General features: G+C 41.5%; 9 protein-coding genes. 1 reads left to right on the forward strand and 8 read right to left on the reverse strand.

Annotated features, from left to right (window positions below):
• Positions 1-41: 41 nt before the first annotated feature.
• The 7 genes from sov to ruvB all read right to left on the reverse strand — a co-directional run bounded on the left by sov (position 42) and on the right by ruvB (position 14,984).
• Positions 42-7,130, reverse strand: a complete 7,089-nt coding sequence (gene sov / locus LU635_RS07850) for a T9SS outer membrane translocon Sov/SprA (protein ID WP_240098105.1) — start codon at positions 7,128-7,130, stop codon at positions 42-44.
• A gap of 74 nt (positions 7,131-7,204) precedes the next feature.
• Entirely contained in the window at positions 7,205-7,786 is a 582-nt protein-coding gene (gene ruvA / locus LU635_RS07855; protein ID WP_240097894.1) for a Holliday junction branch migration protein RuvA, read from the reverse strand.
• A gap of 84 nt (positions 7,787-7,870) precedes the next feature.
• Positions 7,871-10,159: an NADP-dependent malic enzyme gene (locus LU635_RS07860; protein ID WP_240097896.1), complete on the reverse strand. Its 2,289-nt coding sequence runs from the start codon at positions 10,157-10,159 to the stop codon at positions 7,871-7,873.
• 55 nt (positions 10,160-10,214) lie between these two features.
• Positions 10,215-11,138: a tRNA epoxyqueuosine(34) reductase QueG gene (gene queG / locus LU635_RS07865; RefSeq protein WP_240097898.1), complete on the reverse strand. Its 924-nt coding sequence runs from the start codon at positions 11,136-11,138 to the stop codon at positions 10,215-10,217.
• A gap of 409 nt (positions 11,139-11,547) precedes the next feature.
• Positions 11,548-12,426 (reverse strand): helix-turn-helix domain-containing protein, encoded by an 879-nt coding sequence (locus LU635_RS07870; RefSeq protein ID WP_240097900.1) that lies wholly within the window; start codon positions 12,424-12,426, stop codon positions 11,548-11,550.
• A 130-nt stretch (positions 12,427-12,556) separates the two neighbouring features.
• On the reverse strand, positions 12,557-13,885 hold the full coding sequence (locus tag LU635_RS07875; protein ID WP_240097902.1) for a cytochrome P450: 1,329 nt from the start codon (positions 13,883-13,885) through the stop codon (positions 12,557-12,559).
• Positions 13,886-13,955: 70 nt separating this feature from the next.
• Positions 13,956-14,984 carry a Holliday junction branch migration DNA helicase RuvB gene (ruvB, locus tag LU635_RS07880; protein ID WP_240097904.1) on the reverse strand — a complete coding sequence of 343 codons (1,029 nt, stop codon included), beginning with the start codon at positions 14,982-14,984 and terminating at the stop codon, positions 13,956-13,958.
• A gap of 98 nt (positions 14,985-15,082) precedes the next feature.
• Between ruvB and LU635_RS07885 the strand changes: the two genes are divergently transcribed.
• Positions 15,083-17,275, forward strand: coding sequence for a DUF5916 domain-containing protein (locus LU635_RS07885; RefSeq protein ID WP_240097906.1), 2,193 nt, complete (start codon positions 15,083-15,085; stop codon positions 17,273-17,275).
• Between the two features lie 162 nt (positions 17,276-17,437).
• Here LU635_RS07885 and LU635_RS07890 read toward each other — a convergent pair whose 3' ends face one another.
• Positions 17,438-19,258: a cytochrome c oxidase subunit I gene (locus tag LU635_RS07890; protein WP_240097908.1), complete on the reverse strand. Its 1,821-nt coding sequence runs from the start codon at positions 19,256-19,258 to the stop codon at positions 17,438-17,440.
• Positions 19,259-19,266: the final 8 nt, after the last annotated feature.

Genomic DNA, 19,266 nt, shown 5'->3' on the forward strand with positions numbered 1-19,266 from the left:
CAAAGTTAGTTTTTTAGCGGAATTGTTCAAATAAGCCTTCGTTAATTTCCGAAATTATATATCAAAGTGATTCCAGATCTTATAGTAGTTTGAGGAAATGCCGTTGAAACCGCATATTCTGAAAAGCTATGATCGTAATAGAACCTTGCAGTAAGATTCCTGGTAAGACCATAATCAGCCGTGAAGTTAATTGCCCAGATATCCTGTCCTGAAATGGTTTGATTGTTTTCCAGGTCCAGGTAACGTACTATCGTACGGTTCTTTCTATATGAGACATCTGCCTTAAAATTAAGATCACTGCTTAGAATTCGATTCCTGCCTCCAAGGCCTGTGGAGATCTTTAGGTCCTTAAGCCGGTACCCAAGACCTACAGTATATTCATTACCACTATATTCCGTTAGCAGGTTATTATCAAAACTAAAGGCTAAGGAACGGTCTTTTTCCATCTGTGCAAGTACCTGAATATTACCCTTCGTCTCAAAATCTATACGAGCAAGGGGGGTAAAAAGTTCAGTGAGTACTACATTAGAATAAAGAATGGGGTTTTTAAAGTCACCGGCCTGATTCAACTCCTCGGGATTCTCAGGATCGTAATCCAGATTCGTCTGGAACTGGTTCAGTGTATAATCTGATCTGTATCCATGATTTATCGAGAATCTGCGGAATTTATCCCTGAACCACTCAAATCTCATTAGACCTGTATATTTAAGAGTCCAGTTTGGCAAGGGTGTATCTCTAAAAGGCCCAAGTTTAACTTTACCCGCATCTTTCCCGGAATAAGCCGAAATAAATGCCGGAAGCAATACAGCCTGATTCGATCTTCCTATACCTCGAGGATAGCCGTCTTCATCAACATCGTTCGGGTCCAGTCCCAGTTCAGCAGCCAGCCTTCGGGCGATCTCCAGCCTGTTCTCCCTGAAGGTCTGGAAGGTTTCCGAACTGGTCTCGGTTGATTGACTGAATGCCGTTTTTATAAGAATAGTGGAAATATTGAAGTTCCCATAAGTATATGGTGTTAAAGGCTGATACTCCAGGGAAACGGGATCAACCTTATAGTTTTCTGAATAGTTCTCTGAATAATTCTTTCTACCGCTAAGCTCAATAGTGAGATCTGGCAGAAAATCCAGAGTGGCCTGGGCATCCAGTTGCTCGTTTTCCACAGCACTGTATTGCTGGTTAAAATTCTGGTAAAGGGTTAGCCATCCTCTTTCGGCCGCCATATATCTGATCTCATCCTGGAACCCGAAAGTAAAGGCTGTCGTAGGCCTAAATGTCCCCATGAAACCAATACTTTCAGTATAGCCCGGCAGAAATATCCCCCGGCTATTGCGGTAATTTACCTGTAAACTTTTAATCCCTGTAACTATATTCACAAAGGTGTTATAGCCTTTATTCGTTTTTTGGCGGGGTTCATTTTCCTGCTGCTGTTCATTCTCTTCATCCGGAGGACCAAGAGTCGGCACACCACGGCTTCTTTCCCGGATACTCTTTGCCGCACTCTGCGGTTTCTTTTCCACCAGTCCAACATAATTATACAGATCCTGCATATTAAGATTTGCATTTATCTGATGGGTGTTTGAGTTCTGGACACTATTCCCGAGATCAGGAATACCTTCCAGCTGATCGAAAATCTGTGAACCTCTTTGCCACTGGAAATCACCGGTGTAGGAATAAGTTGCCCTGATGAATCGTAATACGGGAACCTTATCAAAAGGCACCTGATAATTCACCTGCAGGGTCTGGTAATGCAGATTAGGCTCACCTATGTTCAAGAAATCATCCCACAGACCTATGCTGTTATCTGCAAAACCTTCTTCATCAATATAGTTACGAATTATCCGGTTATTACTGGCATTAAATGCAAAGCTCAAAGATTTTGTCAGGTTATAATTAACACCATACTGCCAGTCAAACAAATAATTCCTCTGGTATAAAGTAGGTATTCCAATATCATTTTCACTCAGCTCAAGCGATCTGAACTTTTGCTGATTGTACTGTCTGAATATATTTGAGCTCGCATTGATATTGGATGGCAGATAATTAAAATTGAAATCCCTCAATAATGCAAAATAATCACTGCTATCCAGAACGGTGATCTTTTTAAGTGGCTCAACAGATTTTTCCGGAAAATTGAACTCATAGGTCCCGCCTACCCGAATGCTCTGATCCAGACTCTGCTCCACTTCGAAATCACGATGGTTTATCTGGTTATATGAAGTTGAAAAAGTAAAATTTTCCACATCATAAGGCATCGGCTTTTTCTCTCCAACCCGTTCCTTACGTAAACCTATCACATTTATGCTTTCCCTTTTGGTATAGGATTGAGATTGTTTCTTCACAGCCTCTCTCTCATCAGCATCCACAATATTCTCCAGCCTGGTATCCAGTTCCACATCCAGAAACTCCTGGTCATATTTTGGAGTAATAAGCTCTTCACCCCTGCTATAGTTCACCGGGATTTTGACTCCCCATTTCCTTGGAAGCAGTTGCCCCATATTCACATTGGTGACCATATCATATTGCTGCAGGTCTTCCCTGCTTCGCTGGTTTGGCCCCTGCTCTATGCTTCCGAAGCCTACGGTACTTCTCCTACCGGTTGCCGAAATATTGGCAAAATCGGCAAGGTTACTATCCATACTTACAACTCCTGCCCAGCCACCTTCATTCTTAAGATCGGAAAGCCTTAATTCATTAAACCAGACTTCCCCGCAAAGATCGGTAACACCATCCACCCTGGTTCCATTTTTCACACCAAGCATTAGAAGTCTTATATTCCCAAAACTCGGATTTCCTTTTACCCCAAGTCTTAATCTCCCCATATCATAAGGCGCTTCGGCATCTATCTGCTGAAGTTCCTCAGTAAAGAAATTGAGTTCTGTAGAATTTAAAGAAGGATCTCCCAGTACCGCTGTTTTGATCTGTTGAAGAAGATCCAGCTGCAGGTTCAATCGGTTCACCTCAGGCCATATCTCTTCAGGAGTGGAAGCTCCGAATAAGGTTGGGGATAACGGGATTTCTATCTGATAAAAGTTATCGCTGAAATCGGTTCCCATTCTAATGAAGGCTACCAGCTGCCCGTCCTTTAGAGGCTGCCTGTTCACCAGGGATTCCGCATGAAGGAACATCTCCAGATTCACATACTGTCGCATGTCTACCTGAAAATTCTTGTAAACAGCACGTGCATCCTGAGGCTCCAGCCCACAGGTCCTTAAAGAAAGCGACTGTTCGTTCTGCCTTATATTGGTATTGTTCTCATAAAGCTCTTCTCTTACCACTCCCGGAGGAAGCACATAAGGAACAGGCTGACGGTTCTCATTTTCCTCAATATTAACGGCATTCACCTCAAAAAGCGTGTTGGGGTTACTGGGACGCCCCTCGTCTTCAAAAAGGCTTTGAGTATATCTTCTATAATCTCCTCTAACCAGATCCATGGTTCCAAATCTCAACAGCGTAGGATCCTGAAAATCGGAAAGGTACATCCTGATAAAACGAATGGACCTGAAATCGGCAATTCCCCCTATCGCCTCTGTAGGTTCAAAGATTGGCACCTTGAACTGAAGCCATCTCACAGGTAGCTCCTGGCCATTTCTTAAAGTGGTGGTAATCTCTTTTACATCAGTTATGTACTGATTGTTGTCAATGTTCATTCCGGGGAAGAAAGGCACCTCATATTCAAAATAACTATTGATGGTATTCATCGTATTATCCCGGTTGATATCTTCAGTAGTCGGAAGGGTGGTATTCCCGCGGTTGGTATCGGTCACCTGGGTAGGTGAGTTCCCCTGGGTACCATTATAATTCCTATAACGCTCAAGTATATTTCCCTCAGTATTCAGGAAATACTCATAGTTATCTGCAGACGGGTCGGGAAGATTAGCAAAATCGGAAAAACGTATAGCCTCCTCAGCATCAAGAATTCCATCATAACCCGCATCCTGCTGAGTTCTCGCGTCCCCTTCGGTATCAAAAGCATAGACTAAAGACTGGTCAGCAGGAACATTTCCAAACGAAGTATTAATGATATTAGCTTCTCCCTCCCCTTCAGGCAATCCATTCTCATATTGTTTTCGTCCATCTTTCAGGACATCTTCGGAAATATTACCAAGGTTAAAATGAATATTTCCTCCCTGGCTTCCGGAGTTTTCGGAATAGATATAAGGATCCATCACCCAGAACTGTATGTATTCAACATTCGACTGTTCAAAGTTGGTGGTATTGATGGATCGCATGATCCCTCCAAAATTATTTGCGGGATTTGGAAGACTATTGCTTCCCGCAGCTGCCGGGTTATAATTGAAAGGACCTCGCTCTTCCGGATTATAGGCCACATCCATGGTATAAACTACCTGCGGCTGCCCCTGCACCACATCCGTATTCGGGAAGATCTCGTTGAGTGCCACCCGCCTCGCGGCATAGCTTGAAATATCAGAATCACTGATCCCAGAAGGCCTCCTGTTACTATAGAAAATAGGATCAATAGTGTACCATGACATTTTTGCCCTTTTATATCCAACATTCAGATCTCCGTTTGGAAGCTCTCCTCCAAAACCAATAGGCACACTGGAAAGTTCCCAGCTTAAAGGATTGTTTATATCTATCGAGGTCTGGGAAGCCTCAAAATCGTCTATATAAGTCGTTGCCTTGCCATCAAAATCGTTGGTAGCAGGCGCACCAGGCACCAAATAGGCAAATTCCCCACGAACCGAAACATTCGATTTTACATCAGTATCAATATTTGGCAATTTATTTACCATCCTGGTAAGGAAAGGAACCTCGGTACTGTAATTCAAATTAAGCCCAAGAATTGTATTATTTATTGGCTCATAACTATAATTAGCCTTTTGCGTTAGAGGGCGTTCTTTCAGATTGACAAAAGTACCTCCAATCAAGAAGTTCTCATTGAACTTATGTTCCACATTTATCCCTGTAAAGCGCTTTGTCTGCTGTCCGAACAAAGCATTGTTCTCGGTATTCACCTGGATGGGAATATCTGAAGCCAGCAAAGCTTCATCCAGGATCTGCACCCTTCCCAGTTCATAATTCACCACATAATCCACTCCTTCCTGCAGGATCCTTCCACCGGCTGTCACGGTAACTGAACCCGGGGGTAAATTGAAACCAATGGGAATGCCTTCCACCTCAGCCGACTTATAGCGTCCTTTTAGCTGGAACTTATTCTTATCTGCTTCTTCCTGCTCTGCCTGGGTTTTCGTAGTACGGTACATTGCCCTGAATACATATTTCTGCTGATTCTCATTCCAGGTTTCTGGGATGGTGTAATCTTCAGTGCCTGTATTAGGTGTTTCATCAAGTTTATCGAAGAGATGCCTTCCGAAAGGTTCGACTGTGGTAAAAATGATATTTCCATTCTGCGGATCAATCGTGATCTGAGGCACATAATCAAAGAAACCATCTCCACCGTTTATGGGGTCATTATTAGTATTTAATTGATCCAGCCTGAAAACCCGAAGCAAGGGTGTCTCAGCCACATCTGGCGGCAAAGTGGTTCCTTCAGCAGGTTTTATATAATTAAGTGGCTGCGGATCAGTATAAAGTATATTCATCCTGAAATCTTCCCGCTCCAGCTGATAGGCACCAAGACTATAGATATTCTTCATCATCAGGTCCCAAATAGGCTCATTTACATTAGTGATGGTACTCTTCAGTAATTTCACCACCAGATTCTGATTTGCTCGAGGATTGGAACCCGTGTCCGGTGTCTGGTCGGGATCATTGACAGTTGAATTCACCCCATCGTTCGCAAATTCACCCACCTGATAAACTTCCCCGTTGATAGTATACTGAAAGGCGACCGCAAGGACCTCATCATTGCTTAACCTCTGGTTAAGCGAAATATAACCTAACTGGGTGTTTACTGTATATTCATTTGGCTTAAGCTGCCTCGCGTTCTCAAGTTTAGCATAATCTGTGCCTTCGGAAACCGTCACTCCGCCAAAACCACTTTCAACCGTTGCAATATCACGAATGGCGGGAGTAAGTATAGATTCCTGGGGACCGGTAATACCGAAAGGATTAAAATCGTTATTCCGGTTATCGGGAAAAGCTCCTGCCGGCTGGTTAAAGAATCCTCCCGGTGGATTGTCCAGACCAATATTCCCAGGAACATTCGTTTCACCAAGATCCTGGACGGCCACAATATTCCTGGTGTCGGCAAGGTTCTGAATATTATTGGTCCTGTTGGTGATCCAGACCTGGATCCTTTTTATCTGAATATTGGAGTTAATAAAAGGGTAATTCCTTAATGCATCATCATAACTATCACGGAAATAATGAGCGAGAAAGAAGTGCCTGTCCTGATCGTAATCCAGCGCAAATTTCTCAAATTCCTCCACTGTTGCCCCTCCTTCAACATTCACGGTTCTTCTCTCTGACTTCTGTTCTGAAAAGACCCCTGTGATTCGCGTTTTCCCGAATTGAAGTTCTGTCTTGAACCCAAAAAGGCTTTGAGCGCCCTGGATCAACGCATTATTAAGAGGCATGTTCACATTACCAACCTCAATCTTCTGGACGATATCATCTTCATTGGGAGTGTATTCCAGTTTCAACTGATTCTGAAAATCAAAGGTCGACTCGGTATCGTAATTGGCAGTGATCTGTAGTCGCTCACCTATCTGACCAAGCAAACTCAGACTTATACGCTGATCAAAATCAAAGGAAAGATTCCGCCGATTTCTTGGTGAAAATGCCGGATTATCCTGTTTAGTGAACAGCAAACCAAGGTCCATTTCTACTGAACCCTGAGGGACAATATTAATTTCGCTACCGCCAAAAATGGTCTCAAAGAAATTATTGTTCACATAGAAATCCGGTAAAAGATCTCTTTGAATATCTTCTGAGCCTTCCTTTCTACCTGTAAGAGCGTCATTCTTCAGCTTAAAATAATCACGCATTTCCTCGGCAAGCACCAGATCTTCAAATTCTTCAGGAGTAAGTACCAGGGGAAGACCAAGGTTGATATCTCCCAGGCTTTCCTTATAGAAATAACGGTCAAGAATGGGGTCGTATTCGTATTTAGAGATGATACTTTCAGGATCGGGAAGGCTTATATCCCCCAGCACATAACCAGTTGCGGTGGTATCCTGCGGCGTTTCCTGAGCCACAGAATCCATCGAAAATACCAGTATTATCAGAAAAGTAAGGCGTACCGGTACAGATAATTTAAGGTAGTTGTTCCTCAATTTACTTACAGCTTTTTTAGAGCCAGTTTTATAATAGATTCTACGGTAGATTCGGGATTCTCTTTCAAAATCTTGTCTACAACCTTGCCGGCCTGACGCCTGTTATAGCCTAAGATCTCTAAAGCAGATAACGCTTCTTCCTTGTTAGTATTGTTTTGAGACACGAAAACTTCACCATCTCCAAGCACCTTCAGCACTTTATCCTTAAGGTCAAGAATCACCCTTTGTGCGGTTTTCGCACCGATTCCTTTTACACTTTGAATGGTTGGCACATCACCAGTAGCAATCGCTTCGGACACTTCCTTGGGATGAAGCGAAGAAAGCATGGTTCGGGCCGTACTGGTCCCAACTCCTGAAACGGAAATAAGCAACTTGAATATCTCCCTTTCAGACTTTTCAGCAAAACCATACAAAGTATGCGCGTCTTCTTTTACCTGCAGGTAAGTATATAAATTAATCGATTCAGAATCGGAGATTAGTGAATAGGTATGGAGTGAAATATTTACCGTATATCCAACTCCGTTGCAATCTATTACAACATAAGTTGGATTTTTTTCAATTAATTGCCCCTTTAGATGATGAATCATGAAAAAAACTTGTATTCAACTCAAATGTAGTAAAATAAACCAAAGGCCGAAATCAGGTTCAGCCTTTAGTCCGGTATATTAACCCTATTTCTTGGTTTTTTTTTCTTTTTCCTGAGCATCCACAACAGCCACAGCAGCCATGTTCACCATTTCCTCCACACTTGCCCCAAGCTGTAAAATGTGCACCGGCTTCTTCATTCCCATCATGATAGGCCCTATGGAATCTACATTATTAAGCTCCTTGATAAGCTTATAGGTGCTGTTAGCTGAATCCAGATCGGGATAAATAAGTGTATTCACTTTTTTTCCGGCTAGTTTTGAAAAAGGGAATTTGCTCTGAAGCATCTCACGGTTCAAGGCAAAATCTGCCTGCAATTCTCCATCTACCATCAGTTCAGGATGAAATCTATGTAAATAAGACACTGCCTCTTTCACCTTTTTAGCCCTGGGATCTTTAGATGAACCAAAATTAGCATAGGAAATCATCGCGATCACCGGTTCCATCCCGAATAGCTGAACGGTGCGGGCCGTCATCTGCGCAATTTTGGCAAGATCCTTTGCCGGCGGATCTATATTTATGGAGGTATCACTGATAAACAAAGGTCCCCTGGAGGTATTCATCACATTGGTTGCCGCGACCCTTGAAACACCCTTGGCCATCCCGATAAGTTCCAGCATTGGTTTTACCACAGTGGGATAAGCCCTGGAATAACCAGAAAGCAGCGCGTCAGCATCACCCTCGTTCACCATCATAGCCGCAAAATAGTTGCGTTCACGCATTAATTTTTCAGCATCATATTTGGTAACGCCATTTCTGTGGCGGGTTTCCCAGTATTTCTGAGCGTAAGTCTTACGGTGTTCCTCTTCTTCATCAGATTTCGAATCGATGATCAAGACATCTTCTTCTTCAAAATCGATCTCTGCCATCAGTTCTTTTATTACTTCTCTTCTTCCCAACAAAATCGGGATACCAATTCCCTCATCCCTCGTGATTTGAGCAGCCTTTAGAACATCAAGATGATCGGCTTCAGCAAATACAATACGCTTAGGATTGGTCTTAGCACGGTTGATTAGCAAACGAGTGATCTTATTCTCGTTACCCATTCTCTCAAGAAGCTCTTCTTCATATTTTTGCCAGTCCTGAATACCCTGCCTTGCCACCCCGCTATCCATGGCAGCCTTAGCAACTGCCGGTGGTACCTTGGCTATAAGTCTGGGGTCAAAAGGTTTTGGGATTATATAATCCGGACCAAAATTAAGTCGGGTTTCACCATAGGCGATGTTCACCTGTTCCGGCACGGCTTCTTTGGCAAGTTCAGCCAGGGCTTTGACCGCGGCCTTTTTCATTTCTTCGTTGATCTTCGAGGCACGAACATCCAGAGCTCCGCGGAAGATAAATGGAAATCCAAGCACATTATTCACCTGGTTAGGGTGGTCGCTACGCCCCGTAGCCATTATGATATCTTTTCTGGTTTTCATGGCCAGCTCATAATCTATTTCCGGATTCGGATTCGCCATTGCAAAAACGATAGGCCTCTTTGCCATGCTCTTAAGCATTTCAGGAGAAACGATATCGGCGATAGAAAGCCCTACAAACACATCGGCATTCTTCATGGCTTCTTCCAGGGTGTCGATCTTTCGGTCCGTTGCAAATTCAGTTTTTTCTTCGGAAAGATTATCCCTGTCCTTTCGGATCACCCCTTTACTATCTAGCATCACGATATTCTCAGCCTTAGCTCCGAATGACTTATACAGTTTTGTACAGGAAACCGCAGCTGCACCAGCACCACTCACCACGATCTTCACTTTTTCGATCTTCTTTTTTGCCAGTTCCAGGGCATTTAAAAGTGCTGCCGCTGAAATGATTGCAGTCCCGTGCTGGTCATCATGCATTACCGGGATATCCAGCTCAGCCTTTAATCGCTGTTCGATCTCAAAAGCTTCTGGAGCCTTAATATCTTCAAGGTTGATACCTCCAAAAGTTGGAGCGATATTCTTAACTGTTTCAATGAATTTATCCACATCTTTGGTATCGACTTCGATATCAAAAACATCAATATCCGCAAATATCTTGAAGAGTAAACCTTTCCCCTCCATCACAGGTTTGGATGCTTCTGGACCTATGTCGCCCAGTCCAAGAACCGCTGTTCCGTTGGAAATAACGGCTACCAGATTTCCTTTAGTAGTATACTTATAAGCGTTTTCCTTATCCTTTTCTATCTCCAGACAGGGCTCGGCTACACCGGGTGAATACGCCAGAGAAAGATCTCTTTGCGTAGCATATTTTTTAGTTGGTACAACTTCTATTTTTCCCGGCTTCGGTTTAGCGTGATAAACCAGTGCCTCTCTTCTCTTTCTGGAAGTATTACTCATAATTCAATTATTTGGCTGATTAACAAAGGTAGTAAGGCTGAAGCTAAATAGAAATCTATTCTTTCAAAAAGCTGATATTTCTTTTTAAACCTTCAAATTTGGTACGTTTCACGGCAGATTTCCGGAATATCTCATTAAATGTTTCCCGGGTGATCTCCTCCCAATCCTTCTTATCATTTTCAAGAAGAGCGGGATGTGGATTGAACAAAGGCTCATTATGAGGCTTTGAAAAACGATTCCAGGGACACACATCCTGACAAACATCACAACCAAACATCCAGTCATCGAATTTATACTTATAAGAATCTGGCAATTCGTCCTTTAGTTCTATGGTGAAATAGGAAATACATTTACTCCCGTCAACTTTGTATGGTTCCACGATGGCGTTTGTTGGACAGGCATCTATACATGCAGTGCAGCTTCCACAATGATCGGTCACAGGAGTATCATATTCCAGATCAAGGTCTACAATAAGTTCAGCAATAAAATAAAATGACCCGGTTTGTTTTGAAAGCAGATTAGAGTGTTTCCCAATCCAGCCCAATCCGCTTTTAGCAGCCCAGGCTTTATCCAGAACCGGAGCGGAATCTACAAATGCCCTGCCATGGAAATCACCAATTTCATCCTGAAGGCTGGATAGTAATTCTTTCAATCTATCCTTGATCACAAAATGATAATCCCTGCCGTAAGCATATTTACTAATCTTATAGGAATCTTCATTCTGAAGTTCATGCGGATAATAATTCAATAACAAGGAGATCACACTTTTGGAACCGGGGACCAGTTTGGTTGGATCGAGACGCTTATCGAAATAGTTTTCCATATAGCGCATTTCCCCATGCATATTATTGTTCAGCCAGTTTTCAAGCCGGGGCGCTTCTTCCTCAAGAAATTCAGCTTTGGAAATTCCGCAGGAAAGAAAGCCGAGGCGTTTAGCTTCAGATTTAATTAATTCAGAATGGCTTCTTTTTAAATTCATTTAAACTAACCTTGTTGGATACTCATTGTACCTCAAAAAAGTTAGTAAAAATATGAAAGCTTATCTAGTAAAACCGGGTAAGGCCTCCGGTATTTTAAAAAAAGTTATACATAATGCATTAAATAAACGATCATAATCTTCTAAGAATAAGTGTAGTCCGGTTTTTAAACAATAATAATAACCTTAACAATCTACTATGCGCCCCCCAAAGCGGATAATCAAAGATTATTAAGGTTATTGTCTTAAAATAAAAGTGCTTCTAGGATCACGGTCTTACAAATTAACACCCCTACTAATGATTAATTACTGAACGTCTTTTGATAAGCAATTTTTAAATTTTGGCCGTGATCAAAAATGGAAAGTTCAATTTATGATTCTTTAATAAATAAATTACTGTACAAACACGCCATTAATGATTTTTACTTTGTGTAGTAAGATAGGTTTCTATCAGTGGATTATCATTTCGGCGGAATGAAGTAGGTAATATTCCGGCCTTTTCTTTAAAATCATGCGCCAGATGCGCAACATCATAATACCCCGCACGAAAGGCTATTTCAGATAAACTGGATTTTGGATTTTCCATTATCAGTCTCATAGCATTTTCCATCTGCCAGATCTTAGCATAAGCGCTGGCTGAAATTCCCACCTTCAGGAGGAAATTTCTGCTAAAATTCCGATGGCTCATACAGTATTCCTGAGCAAGTTCATTTATCTTAACACAACCCTTATACTGAATGATTTTATTTACAGCATGATATATAGGATCATTAATGTAGCTTTCCTTTTTGGGAAGATAGGTGCTTAAGAACTCCTGAAGAATTTTATGGTCTATAGAATCGATCCTTTCATTTTTTTGCGCATTGCGAAGCTCCATACTTTTTTTGCTATTTAAAATAATACTGGTAATCTCTACCTGTCTGTTAGTGATCTCCCACATTGGCACCTTAAGAAAATAGTAACCTATTACAGGATGCATTCTAATAGCATAGCCTTTACAATCACCTTCCTGCTCCAAATGAAGCGCACCATCAGTAAATAGACCGGCAATGTATAACCTATTTGAAACAGCTTGAGACCCGGAATAATTTAGAAATTTGTTTTTATAACTACCGCCGCAATAGAAATTTAATACCAGATGTCCTATTCTTGGGAAGGGAGTGATGACCTTGTCTGGTATTTTCAGATTTAAGAGACAATACGGGATGGTATGATCATTGACTTCATGAATACCGAAATCATAATCCACTTCAAACTTTTCTAATCTTACCGGGATGTTATAATCTTTCATATTAATTGCTTCTTGTCCCTGTATTGAAGAAACAATTTATATAAAAATTTGGGCTATAACTATTTACAATATATCATTAACACTTGTTTAAGCACATCTGGTTTATAGCAGTTATGGATCATAAGAAAATCTATTCTCTTCTTATAAATTTTAAATAAGCATTCTTTGGCTTTAAGGTAATTAGAGGCGTGATCTCTATCCTGTTAGTAACAGGTAAGATTTGGTAGCGGGAGATAAGCTCGGCTATGGCAATGATCATCTCGAACATCGCAAAATTATTGCCTATACATTTCCTGGGACCGGCACCAAAAGGAAAATATTTAGAGGAGTATTTCTTTCCAGCTTCTTCAAACCTCTGTGGCATGAATTCATCAGGTTCTTTCCAAAGAGAAGGATGCCTGTGGATCTCATACAACGAGAACAGCAGGTTGGAGCCGGCTTTAAATTTCATTCCTTTAAATTGATCGTCTTCAAGATTCACCCGGTCTATAAAATAAGCCGGTGGATATAAGCGCATTCCTTCTTCTATCACCTGCTGGGTTAATGGGGACCGTGTAACCAGGTGCATGAGATCACTTCCCATATTTTCTTGAGATTCCTCATATAATCTTTGCTGCCATTCGGGATGAAGGGCCAGCAGCTGGGCAATAAAACTAAGCGCATTTGATGTGGTTTCATGGCCGGCTACAAAAAGGATCAGGATCTCATCGATAAGTTGCTCATCATCCATGATACTGCCATCATCATATTTCGCTTCCAGTAACATATCCAGAAGGTCACCATATTGTTCCTGCGATTCGCGCCTCTCATTAACAATTCGCTTCAGGATTTCCCTGGATTCTGCAGTTAAGCGAAGATATTTATCAAGTTTACCGCTAGCTTTGAACCACCAGCGTAAATAAGGCTGTCGTAATTCCCTTACCAGCATTTTCTGTGCAGACTCCGTAATGAACTGAAGCCGGTTGATCTCTTCCTGATTTACAGCACTGCTAAAAAGCGATTTTACAACCGTTTGAAAAGCCAGATCATTGAATACCGGAAATACATCAATCTTACTATTTGTTTTGATCTTATTAAATTCCGTAAGAATCGCTTCCCTTATTGATTCGAGGAGATTTGCAAGCTGCTTTTTATGAAATGCAGGCTGAATAAGCTTCCGTTGTTTTCTCCAGTGGTCCCCGTCTGAAGTAAGCAAACCTTTGCCCACATATTTCGCAAGATCTTTCGTCTGTATCTCAGACTTTATATAATTCTTCTGATTTTTCTGCAGAACATATTCCAGTAAACCCGCGTCCCTTGAAAAGATAACTGATCTGGCCAGACCTATATTCAGCCGGAAAGTATCTCCCTTTTCCTCAAAATTCTTATGATGGAACGGAAGTGGATTCTTTACAATATTGGTAGAATGTCTCAGAAAACGAAACAATGAGACTTCGGGAATATTGCTTTCTTTTTTCATTTATTATGTTTCTGCGGCAACAATAGACCTTTCAGATTTTATAAAAATTTAAAATCTGATCAATACAAATTTACTGATCAAACAGGCCTCCCTGAGAACTGCCTTTAATTCGCCCAAGATGTTTATAGGCATGCTCGGTAACCTCTCTGCCCCGGGGAGTTCTATAAATGAATCCCTGCTGAATCAGAAAAGGCTCATAAACTTCTTCAATGGTTTCGGCGCTCTCGCTTACCGCGGTGGCCAAAGTAGTTATTCCAACCGGGCCTCCTTTGAATTTATCGATGATAGTGGCCAGGATCTTATTATCCATCTCATCCAGTCCATGGGTATCCACATTCAGGGCTTTAAGCCCAAATCTGGCAATTTCGATATCTATCCTGCCATTCCCTTTGATCTGCGCAAAATCCCTTACCCTTCTTAATAGAGCATTGGCGATCCTGGGTGTGCCCCGGCTTCTTCCTGCAATTTCGATCGCAGCTTCCTGGCTGATAGGAACTTTTAGAATATCAGCGCTTCTTTCTACGATTCCCGAAAGCAATTCGGTAGTATAATACTGTAAGCGGCTGGAGATCCCAAACCTGGCTCTCATGGGAGAGGTTAGCAATCCAGACCTTGTGGTCGCTCCTATAAGTGTAAAAGGATTCAGATTGATCTGAACGGTTCTTGCATTCGGACCCGTTTCGATCATAATATCAATCCTGTAATCCTCCATTGCAGAATAGAGATATTCTTCTACAATAGGACTTAAACGATGGATCTCATCTATAAAAAGAATATCCCTTTCTTCCAGATTGGTAAGTAAACCGGCCAGATCTCCCGGCTTGTCCAAAACAGGACCTGAAGTGACCTTTATCCCAACATTCAATTCATTCGCAAGAATATGTGCAAGCGTGGTTTTTCCCAATCCCGGGGGGCCGTGAAAAAGTGTATGGTCCAGGGCTTCACCTCTCAGGTTTGCCGCCTGAACAAATACCTGAAGATTTTCAAGCACCTGCTCCTGTCCTGCAAAATCGTCAAAACTTAGCGGACGTAAGGCTCTCTCAATATCAAATTCTTCCGCTGAAAAATTCTCTCCTGTTGGATCAAGGTTCTCATTCATAAAACAAATATACAAATTGGACGATAAGCGCTGACGAAAACTATAATTAGACATTAAGGATTTGAATTAGTATTTTCGTATTCCCGATAATCACAATAATGAAACAACTACTTAGTCTCTGTCTAATACTCCTTCTTCCTACCTGTCTTATTTCGCAAACTAAAGAGTTTCACGTAAAGTATGTGAACACGCCGATTTCTATTGATGGTATTCTTGATGAACCCGTCTGGGAGCAGGCTGAACCTGCCAGCGATTTCTGGCAGTATTTCCCATCAGATAGTATTCAGGCCAAAAATCAGTCGGAAATCAGAATGCTTTATAATGAAAATATGCTATATGTAGGAATCAAAGTATATGTTCAGGGACAGGACTTCGTTATTCCTTCCCTTAGAAGGGATTTTAGAGCAGGGGGAAGTGACAATATCACATTAATGTTCGATACTTTTAATGACGGAGCCAACGCATTCCTTTTTGGTGTAAATCCTGCCGGGGTACGACGAGAAGCCCTTGTTTCAGGTGGAGGAACCAGTTTAAGAGGCTTTACAACCAGCTGGGATGTGAAGTGGACTGCTCAGACGAAAATATATAAGGAATTCTATATAAGCGAATGGGCGATCCCAATGAGTTCTTTTAAATTCACTGAAGGCACTAAAAAATGGCGATTCAATTCTTATCAGTTCGATACACAGGGCAATGAGCGTAATACCTGGATAAGGATCCCCCGTAACCAGTTTATTTTCAATCTCTCTTATATGGGAGACATGATCTTTGAAAAACCTCTTACAAATTCAAAAACTCCTATCTCACTGATTCCTTATGTGACAGGGATCCATAGTAAGGATTTTGAAAATGACAAGGATCTTAATGATTTCAAAGCCGGTGGTGATGCCAAGCTAAGTATAGGAAACAGTCTAAACCTTGATCTGACTTTTAATCCTGACTTCTCCCAGGTTGAAGCCGATAATCTGGTAACCAACCTTACACGATTTGAAGTAAATTTACCCGAAAGAAGACAGTTCTTTATTGAGAACAGTGACCTTTTTGGAAATTTCGGAAATCCTGGAGAAGCGAACCCTTTCTTTTCGAGACGAATAGGCATTGCTCGCGACTCCCTGGGAGTCAATCGTCAGATCGATATTCTTGCGGGAGCCAGGCTTAGCGGGAAACTTACGAACGATTTTAGAATAGGCCTGCTCAATGTACAGACAAATGAAGAAAAGCAGTTCGATATTGGGGCTAACAATCACACCGTAGTCGCCCTTCAGCATCGGGTATTTGAACGTTCCAATATTAGTGCGATCTTCCTAAACAGACAGAATACTTCTAATGAAGATTATATAAATCCGGAAGATGAGTATAACCGGTTAGTCGGCCTCGATTACAACCTTGGAACCCTTGATAACACCTGGGCAGGAAATGCATATATCCATAAATCCTTTACTCCAGGGCTTCATAAGAATGATTTTTCTACAGGATTAAGACTCAATTATAATAGTTTTCGATGGAGGATACGTGGCAGCGGGTTTTATGTAGGAGAAAATTTTAATTCGGATCTCGGATTTATACCCAGGAAAGGAATTCTTAGAATTGATCCCGAAATTGAACATTTAATTTTCCCTGCTCACGAAAAGGTCGTTCAACATAATATAAGCTTTATACCATTAGTGATCTGGAAACCTGATTTAAATTATAAGCTAACCGATTATAACATGATTGGTTTATGGAACGTTGAATTTACAAATACTAGCCAGTTTTCTGCAAAGCTATTCAACCGATATACTTTTCTATTTTCTGAATTTGACCCTTCTGGCACCGGAAATAAAGCTTTACCTGCCTTCACTGACTACCATTATACGAGTGGGGAGATTGAATACAGAAGTAATAGCAGAAAGATCTTTTTCTATGAACTCGAAAGCAATTATGGAAAGTTCTATAATGGAGAAAAATTTACTCAGGAGGCCAAGGTGAACCTGCGAATTCAGCCAAATTATCTCATGTCCCTGGAGGCAAGATATGATAAGATTGACATGCCCGAACCATATTCTGATAATGATATCTGGCTAATAGGAAGCAAATTTGATATTACCTTTAGTAAGTCCCTATTTTGGGCAACTCTAATCCAGTATAGCAATCTGGAAAATAATTTCGGGATAAATTCGAGGCTGCAGTGGCGCTTTGCTCCACTATCGGATATTTTTCTTGTTTATAACGATAATTACCTTTCAAATAACTCCTTTGAACCAAGGTACAGGAGTATCAACCTGAAGCTGAATTACTGGTTATATTTATAATATGAATTTCTTCGGGGAAGGCCCCCAGAGCATTCAAAAGGGCGAGATTTTTAAACTTTACAGCATTTACTAACAAGAAATCCACGGGGTATTTATTCTCCTAGAATAAATAAAAAAGGGCTTTTCTATGAATAGCCCTTGATATATTAAATTAGGTCTTGCTTAATGATTAAGCTCCTCTTCTTTATCCTGTAAAGGAACCGTTTGTGGAACAAAGTCCTGTCCTTTTATCACATAATCTCCGTTCTCACCGGTCTTGGAGTAATCATAAGCCCAACGATAAACCGAAGGAATTGCTCCAGGCCAGTTTCCGTGGATATGCTCTACCGGAGTAGTCCATTCAAGTGTGTTAGATTTCCATGGATTCTGAACGGCTTTCTTTCCGAAGAAAATCGAACCAAAGAAATTATAAAGGAACACCAGCTGAACTGCTGCAGTAATGATAGCCGCCACAGTGATGATAACATTTACATCTGCATAATCATCAAAGTAAGGGAAATTGGTATTTGTATAATAACGTCTAGGAAGTCCGGCAATCCCTATAAAGTGCATAGGGAAGAAAACTCCGTAAGCCCCTACTGCTGTTACCCAGAAATGAATATACCCAAGGTTCTTATTCATCATTCTACCGAACATTTTCGGATACCAGTGATAAACCCCGGCAAACAAACCGTACAGGGCAGAGATACCCATTACCAGGTGGAAGTGAGCTACCACGAAGTATGTATCATGAACATTAATATCCAGGGTAGAATCTCCAAGGATAATACCTGTTAGACCACCCGTGATAAAAGTAGAAACGAGTCCGATAGAGAACAACATTCCCGGGTTCATCTGGAGGTTACCCTTCCATAAGGTGGTTATATAGTTAAATGCTTTTACTGCGGATGGAATTGCAATCAATAAAGTCGTAAAGGTAAATACCGATCCAAGGAACGGGTTCATACCGGAAACGAACATATGGTGACCCCATACTATCGTTGAAAGGAATGCGATCGCAAGTATGGATGCAACCATCGCACGGTAACCAAAGATAGGTTTACGTGAGTTTGTTGCAATAATTTCTGAGGTTATCCCCAGTGCCGGAAGAATTACAATATATACCTCCGGGTGACCAAGGAACCAGAAAAGGTGCTCAAACAATACCGGTGAACCTCCCTGGTGACTCAAAACCTCTCCCTGAATAAAGATATCGCTAAGAAAGAATGAAGTCCCAAAACTACGGTCCATAATCAAAAGAAGCGCAGCTGAAAGCAAAACCGGAAATGAAACCACCCCTATTATTGCAGTTACAAAGAACGCCCAGATCGTAAGTGGAAGTCTGGTCATAGACATTCCCTTGGTTCTAAGGTTTATTACAGTAACTATATAGTTTAGTGAACCTAAAAGCGATGATGCAATGAAGATAGCCATAGACACCAGCCAAAGCGTCATCCCGGTACCAGATCCACCAATTGCCTGTGGCAAAGCACTAAGCGGCGGATAAATTGTCCAACCTGCCGATGCAGGACCAGCTTCAACAAATAATGAGCTAAGCATAATCACACTAGAAAGGAAGAACAACCAGTAAGATACCATGTTAAGGAAACCAGATGCCATATCCCTTGCACCTATCTGCAATGGAATCAAAAGGTTACTAAAAGTACCACTTAGACCAGCTGTTAGAACAAAGAATACCATTATAGTACCGTGAATGGTTACGAGTGCAAGATAAATGCTTGGCGTCATAACCCCATCTGGAGCCCATTTTCCAAGAAGGGCTTCAAAGACCCAGAACGATTGTTCCGGCCAGGCCAGCTGAATACGGAACAATATCGACATTGCGATACCTATGACCCCCATTATAAGTCCGGTTATAAGATATTGCTTGGCAATCATCTTATGATCCTGACTAAAAATATACTTTGTTATAAAAGTCTCTTTATGATGATGTCCGTGATCGTCGTGATGATCGTGTGCCGGTGCGTTTGCAATTGCTGACATATCTCTAA

This window comes from Christiangramia crocea, assembly GCF_022410465.1.
GTDB classification, from domain to species: domain Bacteria; phylum Bacteroidota; class Bacteroidia; order Flavobacteriales; family Flavobacteriaceae; genus Christiangramia; species Christiangramia crocea.

What these genes read in the sequence shown, in the direction of transcription:
- ruvA (WP_240097894.1), bottom strand. Translation starts at nt 7,786, where the DNA reads ATGATTCATCATCTAAAGGGGCAATTAATTGAAAAAAATCCAACTTAT.
- LU635_RS07860 (WP_240097896.1), bottom strand. Translation starts at nt 10,159, where the DNA reads ATGAGTAATACTTCCAGAAAGAGAAGAGAGGCACTGGTTTATCACGCT.
- queG (WP_240097898.1), bottom strand. Translation starts at nt 11,138, where the DNA reads ATGAATTTAAAAAGAAGCCATTCTGAATTAATTAAATCTGAAGCTAAA.
- ruvB (WP_240097904.1), bottom strand. Translation starts at nt 14,984, where the DNA reads ATGAATGAGAACCTTGATCCAACAGGAGAGAATTTTTCAGCGGAAGAA.
- LU635_RS07870 (WP_240097900.1), bottom strand. Translation starts at nt 12,426, where the DNA reads ATGAAAGATTATAACATCCCGGTAAGATTAGAAAAGTTTGAAGTGGAT.
- LU635_RS07885 (WP_240097906.1), top strand. Translation starts at nt 15,083, where the DNA reads ATGAAACAACTACTTAGTCTCTGTCTAATACTCCTTCTTCCTACCTGT.
- LU635_RS07890 (WP_240097908.1), bottom strand. Translation starts at nt 19,258, where the DNA reads ATGTCAGCAATTGCAAACGCACCGGCACACGATCATCACGACGATCAC.
- LU635_RS07875 (WP_240097902.1), bottom strand. Translation starts at nt 13,885, where the DNA reads ATGAAAAAAGAAAGCAATATTCCCGAAGTCTCATTGTTTCGTTTTCTG.
- sov (WP_240098105.1), bottom strand. Translation starts at nt 7,130, where the DNA reads ATGGATTCTGTGGCTCAGGAAACGCCGCAGGATACCACCGCAACTGGT.